The sequence below is a fragment of the uncultured Methylobacterium sp. genome (assembly GCF_964244095.1).
Lineage (GTDB): Bacteria > Pseudomonadota > Alphaproteobacteria > Rhizobiales > Beijerinckiaceae > Methylobacterium.
Genome location: NZ_CAXTHR010000094.1, coordinates 1 through 16,900, shown reverse-complemented (window position 1 = coordinate 16,900; position 16,900 = coordinate 1). Strand labels below are relative to the sequence as shown.

The 16,900-nt window shown below is 70.6% G+C and carries 20 protein-coding genes and 1 pseudogene; 14 read left to right on the top strand and 7 right to left on the bottom strand.

All coding sequences use genetic code 11. The annotated features are described in order from the left end of the window. A pseudogene (locus ACFE86_RS14865) lies at positions 1-251 on the bottom strand (30S ribosomal protein S4); the annotation flags it as partial. A 202-nt stretch (positions 252-453) separates the two neighbouring features. After that, positions 454-1,218, bottom strand: a complete 765-nt coding sequence (locus tag ACFE86_RS14860; RefSeq protein ID WP_375456101.1) for an alpha/beta fold hydrolase — start codon at positions 1,216-1,218, stop codon at positions 454-456. 133 nt (positions 1,219-1,351) lie between these two features. Here ACFE86_RS14860 and ACFE86_RS14855 point away from each other — a divergent pair, with 133 nt between their 5' ends. Then, complete coding sequence (locus ACFE86_RS14855) at positions 1,352-2,182, top strand: FkbM family methyltransferase (RefSeq protein WP_375456100.1); 831 nt, start codon at positions 1,352-1,354, stop codon at positions 2,180-2,182. Here ACFE86_RS14855 and ACFE86_RS14850 read toward each other — a convergent pair whose 3' ends face one another. After that, positions 2,183-2,803, bottom strand: a complete 621-nt coding sequence (locus ACFE86_RS14850; RefSeq protein ID WP_375456099.1) for a Uma2 family endonuclease — start codon at positions 2,801-2,803, stop codon at positions 2,183-2,185. Positions 2,804-2,886: 83 nt separating this feature from the next. Next, positions 2,887-3,603 (bottom strand): DNA/RNA nuclease SfsA, encoded by a 717-nt coding sequence (gene sfsA / locus ACFE86_RS14845; protein WP_375456098.1) that lies wholly within the window; start codon positions 3,601-3,603, stop codon positions 2,887-2,889. A gap of 122 nt (positions 3,604-3,725) precedes the next feature. Between sfsA and ACFE86_RS14840 the strand changes: the two genes are divergently transcribed. The 13 genes from ACFE86_RS14840 (at position 3,726) to folK (ending at position 14,243) form a co-directional block, all read left to right on the top strand. Further along, positions 3,726-4,466: a competence/damage-inducible protein A gene (locus ACFE86_RS14840; protein WP_375456097.1), complete on the top strand. Its 741-nt coding sequence runs from the start codon at positions 3,726-3,728 to the stop codon at positions 4,464-4,466. Positions 4,467-4,504: 38 nt separating this feature from the next. Beyond that, positions 4,505-5,392, top strand: coding sequence for a formate/nitrite transporter family protein (locus tag ACFE86_RS14835; RefSeq protein ID WP_375456096.1), 888 nt, complete (start codon positions 4,505-4,507; stop codon positions 5,390-5,392). A 106-nt stretch (positions 5,393-5,498) separates the two neighbouring features. Further along, complete coding sequence (locus tag ACFE86_RS14830) at positions 5,499-7,121, top strand: ATP-binding protein (protein ID WP_375456095.1); 1,623 nt, start codon at positions 5,499-5,501, stop codon at positions 7,119-7,121. After that, a complete protein-coding gene (locus ACFE86_RS14825) occupies positions 7,118-7,822 on the top strand; it encodes a response regulator transcription factor (RefSeq protein WP_375456094.1) in 705 nt (234 codons plus the stop codon). The genes ACFE86_RS14830 and ACFE86_RS14825 overlap by 4 nt, the downstream gene beginning before the upstream one ends. 169 nt (positions 7,823-7,991) lie before the next feature. Then, positions 7,992-8,081, top strand: a complete 90-nt coding sequence (pqqA, locus tag ACFE86_RS14820) for a pyrroloquinoline quinone precursor peptide PqqA (RefSeq protein WP_055889187.1) — start codon at positions 7,992-7,994, stop codon at positions 8,079-8,081. A 46-nt stretch (positions 8,082-8,127) separates the two neighbouring features. Further along, the gene (gene pqqB, locus ACFE86_RS14815; protein WP_375456093.1) at positions 8,128-9,027 is read left to right on the top strand and encodes a pyrroloquinoline quinone biosynthesis protein PqqB; all 900 of its coding nucleotides are present in this window, start codon (positions 8,128-8,130) and stop codon (positions 9,025-9,027) included. 142 nt (positions 9,028-9,169) lie between these two features. Next, on the top strand, positions 9,170-10,249 hold the full coding sequence (gene pqqC, locus ACFE86_RS14810; protein WP_375456092.1) for a pyrroloquinoline-quinone synthase PqqC: 1,080 nt from the start codon (positions 9,170-9,172) through the stop codon (positions 10,247-10,249). Next, the gene (pqqE, locus tag ACFE86_RS14805) at positions 10,246-11,391 is read left to right on the top strand and encodes a pyrroloquinoline quinone biosynthesis protein PqqE (RefSeq protein ID WP_375456091.1); all 1,146 of its coding nucleotides are present in this window, start codon (positions 10,246-10,248) and stop codon (positions 11,389-11,391) included. The genes pqqC and pqqE overlap by 4 nt, the downstream gene beginning before the upstream one ends. Beyond that, on the top strand, positions 11,388-12,098 hold the full coding sequence (locus tag ACFE86_RS14800; RefSeq protein WP_375456090.1) for a hypothetical protein: 711 nt from the start codon (positions 11,388-11,390) through the stop codon (positions 12,096-12,098). Before pqqE ends, ACFE86_RS14800 begins: the two co-directional genes overlap by 4 nt. Beyond that, positions 12,079-12,444, top strand: coding sequence for a hypothetical protein (locus tag ACFE86_RS14795; protein ID WP_375456089.1), 366 nt, complete (start codon positions 12,079-12,081; stop codon positions 12,442-12,444). The genes ACFE86_RS14800 and ACFE86_RS14795 overlap by 20 nt, the downstream gene beginning before the upstream one ends. Before the next feature lie 178 nt (positions 12,445-12,622). Further along, positions 12,623-13,402: a dihydropteroate synthase gene (folP, locus tag ACFE86_RS14790; protein ID WP_375456102.1), complete on the top strand. Its 780-nt coding sequence runs from the start codon at positions 12,623-12,625 to the stop codon at positions 13,400-13,402. Then, positions 13,399-13,773 carry a dihydroneopterin aldolase gene (gene folB, locus ACFE86_RS14785; protein WP_375456088.1) on the top strand — a complete coding sequence of 125 codons (375 nt, stop codon included), beginning with the start codon at positions 13,399-13,401 and terminating at the stop codon, positions 13,771-13,773. The genes folP and folB overlap by 4 nt, the downstream gene beginning before the upstream one ends. Further along, the gene (gene folK, locus ACFE86_RS14780) at positions 13,770-14,243 is read left to right on the top strand and encodes a 2-amino-4-hydroxy-6-hydroxymethyldihydropteridine diphosphokinase (protein ID WP_375456087.1); all 474 of its coding nucleotides are present in this window, start codon (positions 13,770-13,772) and stop codon (positions 14,241-14,243) included. The genes folB and folK overlap by 4 nt, the downstream gene beginning before the upstream one ends. Before the next feature lie 50 nt (positions 14,244-14,293). Here folK and xoxJ read toward each other — a convergent pair whose 3' ends face one another. The 3 genes from xoxJ to ACFE86_RS14765 form a co-directional block, all read right to left on the bottom strand. Continuing rightward, positions 14,294-15,148: a rare earth element methanol dehydrogenase accessory protein XoxJ gene (gene xoxJ / locus ACFE86_RS14775; RefSeq protein ID WP_375456086.1), complete on the bottom strand. Its 855-nt coding sequence runs from the start codon at positions 15,146-15,148 to the stop codon at positions 14,294-14,296. Beyond that, entirely contained in the window at positions 15,148-15,693 is a 546-nt protein-coding gene (locus ACFE86_RS14770; protein WP_375456085.1) for a c-type cytochrome, methanol metabolism-related, read from the bottom strand. The genes xoxJ and ACFE86_RS14770 overlap by 1 nt, the downstream gene beginning before the upstream one ends. Before the next feature lie 203 nt (positions 15,694-15,896). After that, on the bottom strand, positions 15,897-16,900 hold a 1,004-nt coding region (locus ACFE86_RS14765; protein ID WP_375456084.1), incomplete at its 5' end, for a PQQ-binding-like beta-propeller repeat protein.

Below are 16,900 nucleotides of genomic sequence, written 5' to 3'. Positions count from 1 at the left end.
GAATCGCCGCGCAGGCGGATCGCCTCGGCGTAGTAGCGGCGGAACTGCTTCTCGGTGATGTTGCCGTAATAGCCCTTGAGCTTCTGCTTGGCGCGCAGCTGCGTGCCGAAGTCGCTCATCTTGCCCTTGCGGCGCTGGCCGTGCTGGCCGGGGCCGTATTCGCGGCGGTTGACGGGGCTCTTGGGGCGGCCCCAGATGTTCTGGCCCATGCGGCGGTCGAGCTTGTGCTTGGCCTGAATCCGCTTCGACATTCGCGTGTCCTCTCGCAATCGAGATTCGAGGAACGCGCCCTCCTCTTCCCGCCGGCCTGAAGGCCCGGGACGACAGAGCGGCGTTGAGGCCGCTCGCGGGTGCGTATGAAAACGCCACAAGGCCCCTTAAGGAGCCCCGCTGACCGGGTGGTCCTAGTCGAGGCGGCCGGGGCGGTCAATGCTCTGCCGTCGCGGGTCGGGTTCAGGGCCGCGCGGCGAGGAAGGCGAGCACGCCGTCGCGGTGCGGCTTGGCGCCGACCGCGGAGCTGTGGTCGCGGCCTTCGAGCTCCAGGCTGCGCGCGTTCGGCATCAGCGCGGCAAGGCCCGGGCCCGAGCCCGCCACCGTGTCGAGGCTGCCCACCGTGACCAGGGCCGGCGCCGCGATCCGGCCGAGCTCGGCCCGCGACAGCGTCTGGCGCGAGCCGCGGATGCAGGCGGCGAGCGCGCGCAGGTCGCTCTTCGTCTGCTCGGCGAAGGTGCGGAAGGCCGCCGCCGTCGGGTTCGGCGCGGGCGCGCCGGCGGGCGCCTCCAGCGCCTCGGCGATGCCCGAGGGCAGGCCCCTGCCCTCCACGAGATGCATTCCCAGGCCGCCGATCAGCACCGAGCGGACGCGCGCCGCGTGGTCCAGGGCGACGTGGGCGGCGATGCGCGCGCCCATCGAGTAGCCCATCACGTCGGCGCGGGCGATGCCGAGATGGTCGAGCAGGCGCACGGCGTCGCCCGCCATGTCCTCGGCGCCGTAGCGGGCGGGGTCGTAGAGCTTCCCGCTCTCGCCGTGGCCGCGGTTGTCCAGCGCGATCGTGCGGTAGCCGGCCTGGGTGAGCGTGCGCACCCACAGGGTGTTGACCCAGTTGACCGCGTGGTTCGAGGCGAAGCCGTGGATCAGCAGCACCGCGTCGCCGGCACCGCCCGACGCCGGCGCGTCGAGATAGGCGATCCGCACGCCGTCCGAATCGAAGCTGTCCATGATCGCTCCCGCGCCCGTTCCGGCCCGGCTTAGACCGGGCGCGCCGGGCCGGGCAACGCGGGCGAGACAATGCGGGCGAGACAATGCGGGCGAGGCTTGCGGGCGGCCGGCCCGGCTGGCATCAGCCCGGGGCATGAGCGAGCGTCAGCCCTACGGCACCTATGCGCCCAGCGGCCTCGTGGCGGCGATCGCCCGGCGGACCGTGCGGATCGCCCCCGAGTCCTGGCGCGGCCGCCGGCTCGCGATGCTCCTGCGCCGGCTCGCGATCACGCTGCTGCGCGGAAGGCCGCTGGACGTGGAGCGCCTCGGCGCGCGGATGCGGCTGCACCCCTACGACAACAACTGCGAGAAGAAGGTGCTGTTCACGCCGCAATTCTTCGATCCGCAGGAGCGCGCGCTGCTCAAGGCGCGCCTCGCGCCTGCCTGCGTCTTCCTCGACATCGGCGCCAACATCGGCGCCTACGCGCTGTTCGTGGCCGCGTTCTCGGGGCCGCAGGCCCGGATCCTGGCGGTCGAGCCGCAGCCCGACGTGTTCGACCGGCTGACCTACAACATCGCCCAGAACCCGTTCCACACCGTCAAGGCGATCGCCTGCGCGATCGCCGACCGGGCGGGCGAGCTGACGCTGTTCATCGATCCGCGCAACCGCGGCGAATCGAGCCTCAAGATCGTCGGCACCAACGAGAGCGCGCAGATCAAGGTGCCGGCGGTGACGCTGATGGACCTCGTGCGCAGCGAGGGGCTGACCCGCATCGACGCGGTCAAGCTCGACGTGGAGGGCGCCGAGGACCTGATCCTCGAACCCTTCCTGCGCGAGGCGCCCGCCCACCTGCTGCCGCGGCTCCTGATCGTCGAGAACGCCGCCGACCGCTGGCAGATCGAGCTTCCCGAGCTTCTGCAAGCCCACGGCTACCGCGAGGTGGGCCGCACGCGGCTGAACCTGATGTTCGAGCGGACGGGGTGATCAGCCGCGTGCGGCCGACCTCGCAGTCGCGCGGCGCGCATCGAGATGCGTGTTCTCGTAGAGGTCGGCCACCGTGCAGAGCGCACCGAGCCCGGCGATCGCCACCGTCTCGTCCGGTGCGCGGAGCACCCTGACCCGCCACGGGCCGGGATCGTCCCGCTCGTGGATCGTGACCTCGACCGCGTCCTGATCGACGAGCACGATGCAGCGGTTGTGCGGGTGCCCGCGATAGAACCGGATCTTGCTCGCCAGCACGCGGTCGCGGTCGCTCGCCGAGGGCACCTCCATCACCAGGTGGAAGCGGTCGGTGAAAGTGCGCGTGGTGTCCATGTCGGTGTCGATCACCGTCACCTCGGGTTCCGGCCGATAGCGGGAGCGGGGGGAGACCTCGATCCCGATCTCGCGGTCGGCGTGCCAGTCCGGGCGGCGGGTCCGGAGCACGGCATTGAGATGGCGCTCGACGTTGCCGGCGATCCGCTGATGCCCGATCCGCGGTGCCGCCGATTGCATGGGGAGCCCCTCGATCAGTTCCCAGCGCTCCTCCGACGGGCGGGTCTCGAGGAACGCGCGGAAGTCCGCGGCGTCGAACAGGACGGGTTCACGGATCGCGCGATCGGCCATCGGGACGCCTCCGGCCGATGGAGCGGTCGCGCCGGCCTGATCCGAAATCTACCACGCCGCCGTCGTTTTCGCGAAGATCCGCGTCAGGCCGGCGTGACGATCGGGATCGGCTCCGCGATGGTCACGCCCTCGCGGTCGATCCGGCAGCGATAGGCGTGCGTCTCGACCCCCGCGGCGCGGGCCTCGCGGAACGCGCGGTCGAAGGCGGGGTCGAGGTCGCGGGCGACGTCGAAGGCGTCGGCGCGCATCTGCACCACGACGATCACCACCGCCCGGCCGCCGCCTGCCACCAATGCGGCAAGCTCCCGCATGTGCCGGGCGCTGCGGGCGGCGACGCAGTCGGGGAACTCGGCGAGCCCGGGCTTGCGCATCAGGTGGCAGTTCTTGACCTCGACATGGGCCGGCGCGACGCCCGCACCGCTCGCGAGGAAGTCGACGCGGCTCGCCGTGCCGTAGCGGACCTCCGGCTTGAACCCGGTGTAGCCGGCAAGCGGCGCGAGCCGCCCCGCGGCGAACGCCTCGGCGACCAGGGCGTTGGGGCGCATCGTGTTGATGCCGACCCATTGCGGCCCGCCCGGCAGCGCCGCCTCCACCAGCTCCCAGGAATAGGCCAGCTTCCGCGACGGATTGGTCGATGCCGACAGCAGCACCCGGTTGCCCGGCGCCGTCAGCCCCATCATCGCGCCGGGATTGGCGCAATGCGCGGTGACGCGCGTGCCGTCGGCGAAATCCACGTCGGCGAGGAACCGCTTGTACCGCTGCACGAGGCGGCCTTCGATCGGGGGCGTGGCAAAGCGCATGGGGCTCCGGGGACGCTCGGTGATCGCGCTCCTTACGGACATGTGCGCGCGCCCGGAAGCGCGGGCCGTGGTCGCGCCCGCGCCGCCGCGCTATCTGCGGGGGACCGAACCGGACGGAGCCCATGACCCTCGACCCCAACGCCATCACCGCGTCCATCCTCGTGATCGGCGACGAGATCCTCTCAGGGAGGACCAAGGACAAGAACATCGGCACCATCGCCGACTACCTCACCGCGGTCGGCATCGACCTGCGCGAGGTGCGGATCGTGCCCGACGAGCCGGACGCGATCGTCGCGGCGGTGAACGCGCTGCGGGCGACGCACACCTTCCTCTTCACCACCGGCGGCATCGGCCCGACCCACGACGACATCACCGCCGACTGCGTGGCGAAGGCGTTCGGCGTCGGCATCGACGTCGATCCCCGCGCCCGGGCGATGCTGCTGGAGCGGCACAAGCCCGAAGACCTCAACGCCGCGCGCCTGCGCATGGCGCGCATCCCCGACGGGGCGGACCTCATCGCAAACCCGATCTCGAAGGCGCCGGGCTTCCGGATCGGCAACGTCTTCGTCATGGCCGGCGTGCCCGCGATCATGCAGGCGATGCTCGACCAGATCGGCCCGACGCTGCCGACCGGCGTGCGGATGCTCTCGGAGACGGTGGAGGCCGGCAACCTGCCCGAGGGCACCTACGCGGCCGGCCTCGCCGGGATCGCGAAGTCCCATGCCGACGTCGCGATCGGCTCGTATCCGTCGATGACCAAGGACGGGTTCGCCAACCGCATCGTCGTCCGAGGCCGGCAGGCCGAAGCGGTGGCGCGGGCGCGTGCCGAGATCGAGGCGCTGGTCGCCCGGCTTCGCGGCTGAGGCGCGCGGTTCGTCAGCGTCCGGGGAGCGTATCTGCGATGGCCGAGCCGGACCGGGCAGGGAAGGAAGCCAAGCGCGACGCGCGCAGGGAGGCGGTCGCCGAGGTCGGCCGGCCCGACGCCTACGTGCTGCACGAGGTGATCCGCCGCGAGGGCGACGAGGAGCTGCGCCGCCACGGGCTGGCGCTGTTCCTGTCGGCCTTCTCGGCGGGCCTGAGCATCGCGCTGTCGCTGATCGTGCCGGGCGTGCTCAAGGTCCACCTGCCGGCGGCCGAGTGGACCAAGCTCGTCACGACGATGGGCTATGCAGTGGGCTTCCTCGTGGTGGTGCTCGGGCGCCAGCAACTGTTCACCGAGAACACGATCACGCCGATCCTGCCGCTGCTGCACGACCGCTCCGCGAAGACCGCGTGGCGGGTGCTGCGGCTCTGGAGTATCGTGCTGTCGGGCAACATCCTCGCGACCCTGGCGATCGCGGCGGTGCTTGCCCATTCCGGCGCCTTCGAGCCGTCGGTGACCGCGGCGTTCTCCGAGATCAGCCGTCAGGCGATCGGCGTCAGCTTCGCGGCGACGCTGGTCAAGGCGATCTTCGCCGGCTGGATCATCGCGCTCATGGTGTGGATTCTTCCGGCGACGGGGAACGCGGCGCCCTTCGTCATCATGCTGATGACGTGGCTCGTGGCCCTGTGCGGGCTCGCCCACATCATCGCCGGCTCGGTCGAGGCCTTCTATCTCGTGGTCACCGGCGAGGCCTCGATGGGCGACTACGTCCGGCGGTTCTTCGTCCCGACGCTGATCGGCAACCTGTTCGGCGGCGTCACCCTGGTGGCCGTGCTGAACTACGGGCAGGTCGCGCCAGAGGTGGAGGAGACCCGCGAGGTCGAGGAGAGCGAAGGCCGGGCGGTCCGGCGCTCCGAAAGCCCTTGACCCCGGTGCCGCTTCGGCGAAGGGATCGGGGCGGCGGATCGCACGACGATCGGGGAGCCGGCCTTCGCGGCCGCGCCCCGACACGGACGCGGTCGGGACGGGGACGATGCGCTCGCTGAAAATCCGCTTCGCGCTGCTGCTCGGATCGATCGCCCTCGTCGTGGTGCTGGCCGCCGCCGGCGTGCTCGCCGCGATCGGCGCCGCAGAGCGGACGATCGACCGGACGCTCGCGGCGCAAGGGCGCCTGGAACTCCTGGCCGAGCTGTCCGGCCGGATGACGCAGTTCGGCATGGCCGCCGTCGAGACAGTCGGTAATCCCGACCTCGCGCCGGAGGCGATCGGCATCGCCCGGAGCAACGTCGATCGGGCGCTGACCATCGTCGACGAAGCCCTCTCGAAGACCGTCACCGCCAGCGACGATCCGCAGGATCGGATGCAGTACGCGCTACGCAACCGCCCGATGGCGCAACTCCGCGCCGCCCGCGCGATCCTCGACCGGCAGGTGGCGCAGATCGTCCGCCAGACCGAGCCTGACAGGCGCCAGGACGCGATCAAGGGTGCGCTGAACGGCTTCGGCGCGATGACCGGGCAGCCGCTGTCGTTCCTGATCGAGGCCGAGCGGCGCAGCATGGTGATGGGCTCGGACGCGGCGCGCGACCTGTCGCGGCACCTGCGCATCGCGGCGGCGCTCGCGGTGCTCGCGGCGCTCGGCCTCGTGGCGCTGCTCTGGCGCAGCATCACCCGGCCGACGCTGGCGCGGATCGAGGCGGTGCGCCGCGCGGCCGGCGCCGTGGGCGGCGGCAAGCTCGATACGCGGCTCTCGGTCACGACCCGCGACGAGCTCGGCCTGCTGGTCGCGAACTTCAACCGCATGGCCGCCCGCCTCTCCCGCCGCGAGGGCCGGGTCGCCGCCGACCGCGCCGCCCTGGAGGACACGGTGGCGGCGCGCACGGCCGACCTTCGCGCGGCGAACGCCCGCCTGGAGGCGGTGGACCGCTCGCGCCGCCGCTTCTTCGCCGACGTGAGCCACGAACTGCGCACGCCGCTGACCGTGATCCTCGGCGAATGCGACCTCGCGGCCCGCATGGCGGGCCGCGGCGGCGACCACGGCCCCGCCTTCGCCACCATCCGCAAGCGCGCCCTGCGCCTGAAGCTGCGCGTCGAGGACCTGCTCCGGGTGGCGCGCTCGGAATCCGGCGAGATCGAGCTCGACCGCCGGGCGCTCGACCTGGCGCCGGTGCTCGCCGAGGCCGTCGACAACCTCGCCTCCGAGGCCGCACGCCGCCGGGTCGCGCTGGTGCTGGAGCCGGGCGGGCGCGGCATGGAGATCCTGGCCGACCGCGAATGGCTGCGCCAGGTCGTCGAGAGCCTGATCGACAACGCGCTGCGCCACGCGACCGGCCTCACCCGCGTGACGGTGGCGCTCGGCGGCACGGCCTCCGCCCGCATCACGATCGCCGACGACGGGCCCGGCTTCGGCGGGAGCGAGCACGCCCTGTTCGAGCGGTTCCGGCGCGGCGACCGCCCGGCGGAGATGGGCTTCGGCATCGGGCTGGCCCTGGCGCGCTGGCTGATCGAGCAGCATGATGGCACGATCGTGCTCGGTTCGGGCGCGGACGGGCGCGGGGCGCAGGTCACCCTCGACATTCCGCTCCTCGACCTCGCGACGGAGGCCGAGGACGGGGCCGGCCGGCACGACGTGCAGAACCGGAGGGACGACGCGGCATGACCCGGATCCTCGTCGTCGAGGACGACATCGACATCCGGGATCTGCTCGCCCGCGGACTGGAGGCGGAGGGGTTCCGCGTCGGCACCGCGGGCTGCGTCGGCGACGCGCTCGCGGCGGCCCGCGCCGAGGTGCCGGAGGCCGTCGTCCTCGACATCACCCTGCCGGACGGCTCCGGGCACGACGTCTGCCGCAGCTTGCGCGAGGGCGGCTATCCCGGCCCGATCCTGTTCCTCTCGGCCCGCGACGAGATCCGCGACCGCGCCGAAGGGCTGGCGCTCGGCGCCGACGACTACATCGTCAAGCCGTTCGTGTTCGACGAACTGGTCGCGCGGCTGCGCACCCACCTGCTGCGCCGGCAGGTGGGTGCGCAGCCGCGGACGACCGTCACCGCGGGCAAGCTCGTCCTCGACCTCGACACGCGCCACGTGAGCTGCGGCGCGGCCTCCGCCCGGCTGACGCCGCGCGAGGCGGACCTGCTCGCGATGCTGATGGAGAGCGTGAACCGCCCGGTGTCCCGCGCCGACATCTTCGAGAAACTGTGGGCGAGCCAGGGCGGCCCGTCCCTCAACGTGGTCGACGTCTACGTCGGCTACCTCCGCGCGAAGATGGCCGATTTCGTCCGCCACGGCGGCCCGGTCCTCGTCACGGTGCGCGGGCGCGGCTTCATGCTCGATTCGCGCGGGCCGGACTACCGGCACTGACGCGCGGTCACGAAAATTTGGGAGCATCCGGCAATTTCCTGCTTGAAGACGGGCAAGGAATTGCCGATACCGGGTCCGCGCCGGAAAACGAAAGCGCCGTCAGTGTCTTAGGGTCTTCTTAAGTTTCGATCTTAAGCGCCGGACGTCCGAAATCGCCAGGAGAAATGCCATGACGTGGGCTGCCCCGATCGTGTCCGAGATCTGTGTCGGCATGGAAGTGACGAGCTACGAGTCCGCCGAGATCGACACCTTCAACTGAGGCGTCGCGCCGGGCCGTGGATCGATAGGCTGCATCGGGACGTTCCATGCGCGTCGTGATCCTCGGCTCGGCTGCCGGCGGCGGCCTTCCGCAGTGGAACTGCCGCTGCCCGAACTGCTCGCTCGCCCGCAGCGCGCCCGGCCGCGTCAGGCCGCGGACCCAGTCGAGCATCGTGGTCTCGCCGGACGGCGCGGACTGGCTCCTGGTGAACGCCTCGCCCGACATCCGCCAGCAACTGTCCGACACGCCCGTCCTGCATCCGCGCGACGGCCTGCGCCACTCGCCGATCCGCGCGGTGTTGCTCACCAACGGCGACGTCGACCACGTCGCCGGCCTGCTGACGCTGCGCGAGGGCCAGCCCTACACGCTCTACGGCACCGGCAACATCCTCGGTTCGGTCGCCGACAACCGGGTGTTCGACGTGATGGCCGCGGGCGTCGTCGCCCGCGAGGCGCTCACCCTCGGCACCCGCTTCGAGCCGCTGCCGGGCTTGGCCGTCACCCTGTTCTCGGTGCCGGGCAAGGTGCCGCTCTGGCTCGAGGATGCGAGCCTCGAACTCGGGGCCGAGACGGAGAGCACGGTCGGCGCGATGATCGAGGCGGACGGCCGGCGCCTCGCCTACATCCCCGGCTGCGCGCGGATCACCGACGCCCTCAGGGCGCGGATCGAGGGCGTCGACGCGCTGCTGTTCGACGGCACGGTGCTGCACGACGACGACATGATCCGCGCCGGCGTCGGCACCAAGACCGGCTGGCGCATGGGCCACGTGCCGATGCGCGGCGAGGGCGGCTCGGTCGCCGGGCTGCGGGACGTGGCGATCGGCCGCCGGGTCTTCGTCCACATCAACAACACCAACCCGGTCCTCGTCGAGGGCTCGGCCGAGCGCGCGGCGGTCGAGGCCGATGGCTGGACGGTGGCCCATGACGGGCTGACCTTTAGCCTTTAGCGGTGCGCGGATTGGCATTTGCCATAGCTGCGACCTATCTCAAGCCGGACGACGCGCGCTGTGATCGCGCCGGAAGCCGCCACACGAAGCGGCACGCGACGCACGACCGGGAAACGCATCCGAACGGACGCTGGGTGACGCCATGAACGCAGTTTTTCCGACGCCCGACACCGGGACCGCCGAGTGCCTGCTCAGCCCCGACGAACTGGAGGCGGCGCTGCGCGACATCGGCGCGCGCCGCTACCACATCCTGCATCCGTTCCACCGCCTGCTGCACGACGGCAAGCTGAACAAGGATCAGGTCCGCGCCTGGGCGCTCAACCGCTACTATTACCAAGCGATGATCCCGGTGAAGGACGCCGCGGTGCTCGCCCGGATGACCGACGCGTCGTTGCGCCGGATCTGGCGCCAGCGCATCGTTGATCACGACGGCGACGGGCCCGGCGACGGCGGCATCGAGCGCTGGCTCAAGCTCGCCGAGGGCGTCGGCTTCTCGCGCGCCTACGTCGAATCCACCGACGGCATCCTTTCGGCGACCAAGTTCTCGGTCGAGGCCTACGTGCATTTCGTGGCCGAGCGCTCGCTGCTGGAAGCCATCGCCTCGTCGCTCACCGAGATGTTCTCGCCGACCATCATCTCAGAGCGCGTCGCCGGGATGCTCAAGAACTACGATTTCATCACCCCGGACACGCTCGCCTATTTTGAGAAGCGCATGACCCAGGCGCCGCGCGACGCCGACTTCGCCCTCGACTACGTCAAGCGCCACGCGACCACGCCGGAGCTTCAGCGCCAGGCGATGGCGGCACTGACCTTCAAGTGCACCGTGCTCTGGACGCAGCTCGACGCGCTGTACTTCGCCTACGTCGCCCCCGGCCTGATCCCGCCGGACGCCTGGACGCCCGGCACCGGCCTCGTCGCCGAGACGCCCTCGGGTGCGCCGGGCACCGGGCGGCTGACGGCGGCGGACGTGCCGCGGCTCCCCCGCGGCGTCCGTATGCGCTTCGACCAGACCCGCGACAGGCACGTGCTGCTCGCGCCCGAACGCACCTTCGACCTCGACGCCAACGCGGTCGCCGTCCTCAACCTGGTCGATGGGACGACCAGCGTCTCGGCGATCGCCGACAGGCTCGGCGAGACCTACGCCGCCGACCCGCGAGCGATCGAGGCCGACGTGCTGGCGATGCTGAACGACCTCGCCGCCAAGCGGGTGCTGGAGCGATGAACGCGCTCACCCCGAACGCGGCGGTGCTCCCGGCCCCGGTCGGGCTGCTCGCCGAACTCACCCATCGCTGCCCGCTGCGCTGCCCGTACTGCTCGAACCCGCTCGACCTCGACCGGCGCTCGCGCGAACTCGACACCGCGACGTGGCAGCGCGTGCTGACCGAGGCCGCGGCGCTCGGCGTGCTCCACGTGCACCTGTCGGGCGGCGAGCCGACGGCGCGGGCCGACATCGTCGCGATCACCGAGACCTGCGCCAAGCTCGGGCTGTACTCGAACCTCATCACCTCCGGCGTCGGCGGTGCGCTGGACAAGCTCCAGGCGCTCTACGACGTCGGCCTCGACCACGTGCAGCTCTCGGTGCAGGGGGTCGATGCGGCCAACGCCGAGAAGATCGGCGGGTTGAAGAACGCTCAGCCGCAGAAGCTGGATTTCGCCGCGAAGGTGGTCGAGCTCGGCCTGCCGCTGACGCTCAACGCGGTGATCCACCGCGGCAACATCCACGAGGTCGAGGGCTTCATTGACCTCGCGGTGAAGCTCGGCGCCAAGCGGCTCGAAGTGGCCCACACCCAGTATTACGGTTGGGCCTACGTCAACCGCGCCGCCTTGATGCCGAACAAGGCCGAGGTCGACGCCTCGATCCGCATCGTCGAGGCCGCGCGCGAACGCCTGAAGGGCCAGCTCGTCATCGACCTCGTGGTGCCGGACTACTACGCGAAGTATCCCAAGGCCTGCGCCGGCGGCTGGGGCCGCAAGCTCATCAACGTGACGCCGCAGGGCAAGGTGCTGCCGTGCCACGCCGCCGAGACGATCGCCCACCTCGAATTCTGGCACGTCACCGAGCACAGCTTGAGCGACATCTGGGCGAACGCGCCGGCGTTCACCGCCTATCGCGGCACCGGCTGGATGCAGGAGCCCTGCCGCTCCTGCGACCGGCGCGAGAAGGATTGGGGCGGCTGCCGCTGCCAGGCGCTCGCGCTCGCGGGCGATGCGGCGGCCACCGACCCGGCCTGTTCGCTGTCGCCGCTGCACACCAAGGTGCGGGCGCTCGCCGTCGAGGAGGCGGCCGAGACCCCGCCCGACTACACCTACCGGACGATCGGGGCCAACATCCGATCACCGCTCAAGGAGGACGCCGCCTCGTGAAGTGTTCCGTGATCGCCGCCGCCCTGCTCGCCGCCGTCCCGGCGCTGGCGCAGGAGCCGGCAGCCTCCCCCCCTGATGCGACCGCCGCCAAGGCGAACGCTGCGGCCCCGAGCGCGTCCGACCTGCTGTTCGAGCAGCCGCAGATGCGGAACGCGCCGGCCGGCGCGACCCTCACCTACGGCTACCAGCGCCGCTCCGGCATCGCCAAGGGGCCGTTCGGGCCGCCGCTGGACGACACGATCAAGCTGACGCTCGAACCCGGCAAGACCGAGCGCGACCGCAACATCGCCGTCGAGATGTTCTCGGGTGCCAACCGCTTCCCGGCCGGCCCGTTCGAGGAGATGCCCGGCAACCCGGTGATCCCGCTGTTCCTGGAGAACCACCTCACCAACCTCGCCCGCGTGCTCCAGGCCAACCCGCGCTATCTCAAGCTCGCGATCCGCAAGGGTCTGCGCGACGGCGCCACCGTCACGCCGGTCAAGGTCGATTACAACGGCCGCTCGGTCGATGCCTGGCAGGTGGTGACGCGGCCCTTCGCGGGCGACGCGCTGGCGCAGCGCATGCGCGGCATGGACAACATGACCTACACCTTCGTCACCTCCCCCGACGTGCCCGGCGAGATCGTCTCGATCGAGGCGCGATCGAAGAACGCGGAGGGCGGCGAGCTACTGGAGGAGCGGCTGAGCTATGATCAGAAAGCGGGTTGAGGGCGCGGCCCTGTCCGGGTTCGCGTTGGCGATGCTGGTAGCTCAGGCATCCGCCGTCGAGGCCGAGAACGATTATCCGACCGACGCGCGGGTCGACTACGTGTTCGGCTGCATGGCGGCCAACGGCCAGACCCGCGACGCGATGCAGCGTTGCGCGTGCTCGCTCGACCAGCTCGCCGCGATCCTGCCTTACGACAAGTACGTCCAGGCGAGCACGATCCTGTCCATGCGCCAGGGCGTCGGCAACCGCGCCAACGAGTTCAAGGCGACGAAGGTGTTCGACGACAAGGTCGCCGACCTCCGCCGCGCCCAGGCCGAGGCCGAGATCCGCTGCTACCGCGGCTGAGCGCGGGCCGCACGGGCCTCGTGCGCGGGCCGATGCCGACGTTGCGCGGGCCCCGGAATTCGGCCACATCGATCGCGCCAGCACCCGCCGTCCCGCGAGAAGCGATCGTCCCGCCGTGAGCCATCCGCCCGCCGCCCTCGCCGGCCTGCTGCCCGGCCTCGGGTCGCGCACCCTCGTGATGGGCATCCTCAACGTCACGCCGGATTCGTTCTCGGATGGCGGCCGCTTCCTCGGTGAGGCGGCCGCCTGCCGCCAGGCCGAGACGCTGGTCGGCGAGGGCGCGGCTCTGATCGACATCGGCGGCGAATCGACCCGGCCCGGCCATGTCCCGGTGCCGGCCAAGGAGGAGCAGGCCCGCGTCCTGCCGGCGATCCGCGCCCTGGCGCCGCGCCTGCCGGTCCCGATCTCCATCGACACCTACAAGGCGTCCACCGCCGAGGTTGCGCTCGCGGCCGGCGCCCGCATCGTCAACGACGTCTGGGGCCTGCAACGGGAGCCCGACATCGCGCGCGTGGCCGCCGCGCACGGCGCGCCGGTGATGATCATGCACAACCGCGAGACGATCGACGCCGGCCTCGACATCGTCGCCGACATGCTGCGCTTCTTCGAGGCGTCGCTCGGCATCGCCCGCCGCGCCGGGATCGCCGACGGCGACATCGTGCTCGATCCGGGCATCGGCTTCGGCAAGAGCTGGGAGCAGCATCTCGAGGCGCTGCGCCGCCTGCCGGAGCTCAGGGCGCTCGGCTTCCCCGTCCTCGTCGGCGTCTCGCGAAAGTCCCTGCTCGGGCGCCTGCACGACCGCGAGACCGCGCCCGCCGAGCGGCTCGTCGGCTCGCTCGGCGCCCACGCGCTCGCCGCGACGCTGGGCGCCGACATCGTCCGCGTCCACGACGTGGCGGCCCATGTCGAGGCGCTGCGCGTGGTCGATGCGGTGATGCGGCCGGGATCGCGCCGATGAGCGACCGCATCCTCGTCCGGCGCATCGCGGTCTTCGCCCATCACGGCGTGCTATCGGAGGAGACGCGCCTCGGCCAGCGCTTCTACATCTCGCTCGATTGCGCGCTCGATCTCGGCCCCGCCGGCCGCTCCGACGACGTCGCGCGGACCGTGAGCTACGCCGATCTCACCGCGATCGCCGTCGAGATCGCCACGCAGCGGCGCTTCGACCTGATCGAGGCCCTGGCCGAGGCGATCGCCGCCGCGATCCTCGCGCGGTTTTTGACCATTGCGTCGATTACCGTGCGCGTCGACAAGCCAAGCGCGCCGGTGCCTGCGATCCTGGAGGGCGTCGCCGTCGAGATCACCCGCGGGCGCGAGGCCGCATCGTGACGCGTGCCTATCTCGGGCTCGGCAGCAATGTCGGCGACAAGGCCGGCCATCTCGCCGCCGCGACCCGCGGCCTCACCGCGACGCCCGGCATCCGGGTCGTCGCGCGCTCCTCGGATTACCGCACCCCGCCCTGGGGCGACATCGACCAGGACTGGTTCCTCAACGCGGCGCTCGCCATCGAGACCACCTTGCGCCCGCATGATCTGCTCGATGCGTGCCTGGGCGTCGAGAAGGACCTTGGCCGCATCCGCGAGCGGCGCTGGGGCCCGCGGGTGATCGACATCGACGTGCTGTCCTATGCCGGCGCCGAGGTCTCCGACGCGCGGCTCGTGCTGCCGCACCGCTATGTCCGCGAGCGCGCCTTCGTGCTGGTGCCGCTCGCCGAGATCGCCTCCGACCTCGTCGTCGGCGGCGAGACGGTCGTCGCGGCCCTGGCCAAACTCGATCGCAGCGGCATCGTGCCGGTCTGAACCGGTCGCTCGCATTGAAGAATGCCAGCCTCGCGCCCGACCTTCTTCCGTCACCGCTCGCCCGGAGCGAGCAGCTTGTTCTCTTCCCCGTCGAGCAGCGGCACGCCGAAGTCGCGCAGCACCGCCTCGATGTCGTCCTTGCGTTTGCGCAGGATCGTATTGAGCGACCGCTTCCAGTCGTTCTCGCCGATCCGCACGGCCATGGCGATGCGGTAGCTCATCGGCGGCCGGTCGGGCTCCTTGAGCAGCGGCACGACGTCCATCGCCGTTCCGCTCTGCTTGGCAAGCCACCCCGCCGACGGCCCCCAAAGGACGGCCGCATCGATCTGGCCGGCGGCGAGGTCGGCCACGATCTCTGCGCCCACCGTCTGGTTCCTGCGCGACGGGTCGAGCTGGTAGGGCGCGTAGGCTTTCATGCCGGTGACGAGCCCGAGATCGCCCATCCGGTTCACGGGCGGCGTTCCGGCGATCACGCCGATGCGCCGGCCCTTGAGCCTCGGGTCGGCGAGGCCGGTCACGCCCGCGAGGTCGCCGCGGAGGACGACGAGGGCGTAGGACGAGCGGTAATAGGGGTTGGTGTTCTGCACGCCCTCGCTCCCGAGCGCCGAACCGACGATCAGGTCGCAGAGCCCGGTACCGAGGGTGTTGCGGACGAAGCCCGGCCCCTGGGTCAGCCAGTAATAGCGGGTCTTGACTTTGAGTTCGTCGGCGACGATCGCCGCGATGCGGTTCTCGAAGCCGTCTTCCTTGCGCTCGGAGAACGGCATGTTGCCGGGATCGCCGCAGATGCGCAGCACGTCGGTCGTGACGAGATCGGGCAGGCTCTGGGCCGGCACGGCCCGCACGCCTGCCACGAGAGGCAGGAGCGCGAGCGCGGCGACCGCGGGCGGGCGGGCGCGGCGCATCAGCCGCCCATGCACTCCTTCTCGGCCTTCTTGGCGGCCTCGGGCTTGTCCTCCTTGTCGCCGGGGCGGACGCGGCCCATGGCGCCGGAGGCGCGGGCCTTCAGGTAGACGTAGAGGTCGTCCGAGTAGCACATGACGTTCTTGTTCTCGCCGAAGGCCGGCATCACCTTCTGCTCGGACGCGCTGACGTCCTGCTTGCCGCCGGCGAGGATGCCGATGAACTCCTCGTAGGAGAGGTGCTTCAGCGAATCCTTCAACGCCGGCGCGTAGGTCGAGCCCATGCCGTCGGGGCCGTGGCAGACGTGGCATTCGGCGTGATAACGGCGATAGCCGGAATAGGTGTACCAGTCGAACTTCTTGCCGGCATCGGTGATGTGGAAGGTCGGATGGCCATCGGCATCGAAGTACTTGCCGTCCTCTACTTTCACCGCGGCGTCCGTCTTGAGGAGCTTGTCGTCCCGCTCCGTCGACTTGTCGTCAGGGTTCAGGGCGTTGGCGAGGGCGGGATCGGCGGGCTTGGCATCCTCAGCATGTACGGCAACCATCGATACGGTTGCTAGGGCGAGGGCGGCGAGAGCGGGCCGCGTGACGGATCTGCTGAGGTAATGCAACGCGTGTCTCTCCCTGGACGGAGTGGCCGTGCCGCTCCGAGGCGGCCTTTCGAGCCTTGTTGACGGTATTCTAATCATGAGCGTGCCGGCGCGGGAACCCGCGCCGGCACAGATTTCGACCCGGTTCGTGCGACCGATTAGTTCGGCAGGGCGAACACGGTGAGCTGACCGCCGAGGTTGGTGTAGCTCGACAGGGCGGCGTAACCACCCACCGCGCCGAGGCCGGCGTTCGGGTCTGTCAGGCCGGCAGCCAAGCCGATGCCCGCCCAGCCACCGACACCCGAAAGGATGCCAACGTACTGCTTGCCCTTGTGCTGGTAGGTCATCACGTTGCCGATGATGCCCGACGGGGTCTTGAACTTGTACAGTTCCTTGCCCGTCTTGGAATCGACCGCCTTCAGGTAGCCTTCCAGCGTGCCGTAGAACACCACGTCGCCAGCGGTGGCGAGAGCGCCCGACCACACCGAGAACTGCTCGGGGAGCGACCACTTGATCTTACCCTCGACGCCGTCCCAGGCGATGAAGTTACCCATGCCGCCATGGCTGTTCGGCGCGGGGTACATCGACAGGGTGGCACCGACATAGGGCTGGCCCGGGGTGTAGGTCACCCGGAACGGCTCATAGTCCATGCAGACGTGGTTGGTCGGAACGTAGAACAGGTTGGTCTTCGGCGAGAACGCAGCCGGCTGCTGGTCCTTGGTGCCGAGCGCCGCCGGGCATACGCCCTTGGAGTTGGTATCCTCGCCGTTCTGCTCGGTCGAGTACTTCGACAGCACCAGCGGCCGGCCGTAGGTCTTGGACGACTTGTCCATGTCGACCTTGGAGGCCCAGTTCACTACCGGATCGAACTTTTCCGCCACGAGCAGTTCGCCGGTGGCACGATCGAGGGTGTAGCCGAAGCCGTTGCGGTCGAAGTGGGTCAGCAACGGACGCTCCTTGCCGCCGACCTTCTGGTCGGTGAGGATCATCTCGTTGATGCCGTCATAGTCCCACTCGTCGTGCGGCGTCATCTGGTAGACCCACTTGGCGGTGCCGGTATCGGGGTTACGCGCCCACACCGTCATCGACCAGCGGTTGTCGCCGGGCCGCTGCTTCGGGTTCCAGGTCGAGGGGTTGCCCGAGCCGTAGTACATCAGGTCGA

Excerpts from the sequence above, each read along its gene's own strand:
- pqqC (WP_375456092.1), top strand. The coding sequence starts at position 9,170 with ATGAACGCAGTTTTTCCGACGCCCGACACCGGGACCGCCGAGTGCCTG.
- pqqB (WP_375456093.1), top strand. The coding sequence starts at position 8,128 with ATGCGCGTCGTGATCCTCGGCTCGGCTGCCGGCGGCGGCCTTCCGCAG.
- ACFE86_RS14770 (WP_375456085.1), bottom strand. The coding sequence starts at position 15,693 with ATGGTTGCCGTACATGCTGAGGATGCCAAGCCCGCCGATCCCGCCCTC.
- folB (WP_375456088.1), top strand. The coding sequence starts at position 13,399 with ATGAGCGACCGCATCCTCGTCCGGCGCATCGCGGTCTTCGCCCATCAC.
- ACFE86_RS14850 (WP_375456099.1), bottom strand. The coding sequence starts at position 2,803 with ATGGCCGATCGCGCGATCCGTGAACCCGTCCTGTTCGACGCCGCGGAC.
- pqqE (WP_375456091.1), top strand. The coding sequence starts at position 10,246 with ATGAACGCGCTCACCCCGAACGCGGCGGTGCTCCCGGCCCCGGTCGGG.
- xoxJ (WP_375456086.1), bottom strand. The coding sequence starts at position 15,148 with ATGCGCCGCGCCCGCCCGCCCGCGGTCGCCGCGCTCGCGCTCCTGCCT.
- ACFE86_RS14835 (WP_375456096.1), top strand. The coding sequence starts at position 4,505 with ATGGCCGAGCCGGACCGGGCAGGGAAGGAAGCCAAGCGCGACGCGCGC.
- pqqA (WP_055889187.1), top strand. The coding sequence starts at position 7,992 with ATGACGTGGGCTGCCCCGATCGTGTCCGAGATCTGTGTCGGCATGGAA.
- sfsA (WP_375456098.1), bottom strand. The coding sequence starts at position 3,603 with ATGCGCTTTGCCACGCCCCCGATCGAAGGCCGCCTCGTGCAGCGGTAC.
- ACFE86_RS14795 (WP_375456089.1), top strand. The coding sequence starts at position 12,079 with ATGATCAGAAAGCGGGTTGAGGGCGCGGCCCTGTCCGGGTTCGCGTTG.
- ACFE86_RS14860 (WP_375456101.1), bottom strand. The coding sequence starts at position 1,218 with ATGGACAGCTTCGATTCGGACGGCGTGCGGATCGCCTATCTCGACGCG.
- ACFE86_RS14855 (WP_375456100.1), top strand. The coding sequence starts at position 1,352 with ATGAGCGAGCGTCAGCCCTACGGCACCTATGCGCCCAGCGGCCTCGTG.
- ACFE86_RS14840 (WP_375456097.1), top strand. The coding sequence starts at position 3,726 with ATGACCCTCGACCCCAACGCCATCACCGCGTCCATCCTCGTGATCGGC.
- ACFE86_RS14825 (WP_375456094.1), top strand. The coding sequence starts at position 7,118 with ATGACCCGGATCCTCGTCGTCGAGGACGACATCGACATCCGGGATCTG.
- ACFE86_RS14830 (WP_375456095.1), top strand. The coding sequence starts at position 5,499 with ATGCGCTCGCTGAAAATCCGCTTCGCGCTGCTGCTCGGATCGATCGCC.
- folP (WP_375456102.1), top strand. The coding sequence starts at position 12,623 with ATGGGCATCCTCAACGTCACGCCGGATTCGTTCTCGGATGGCGGCCGC.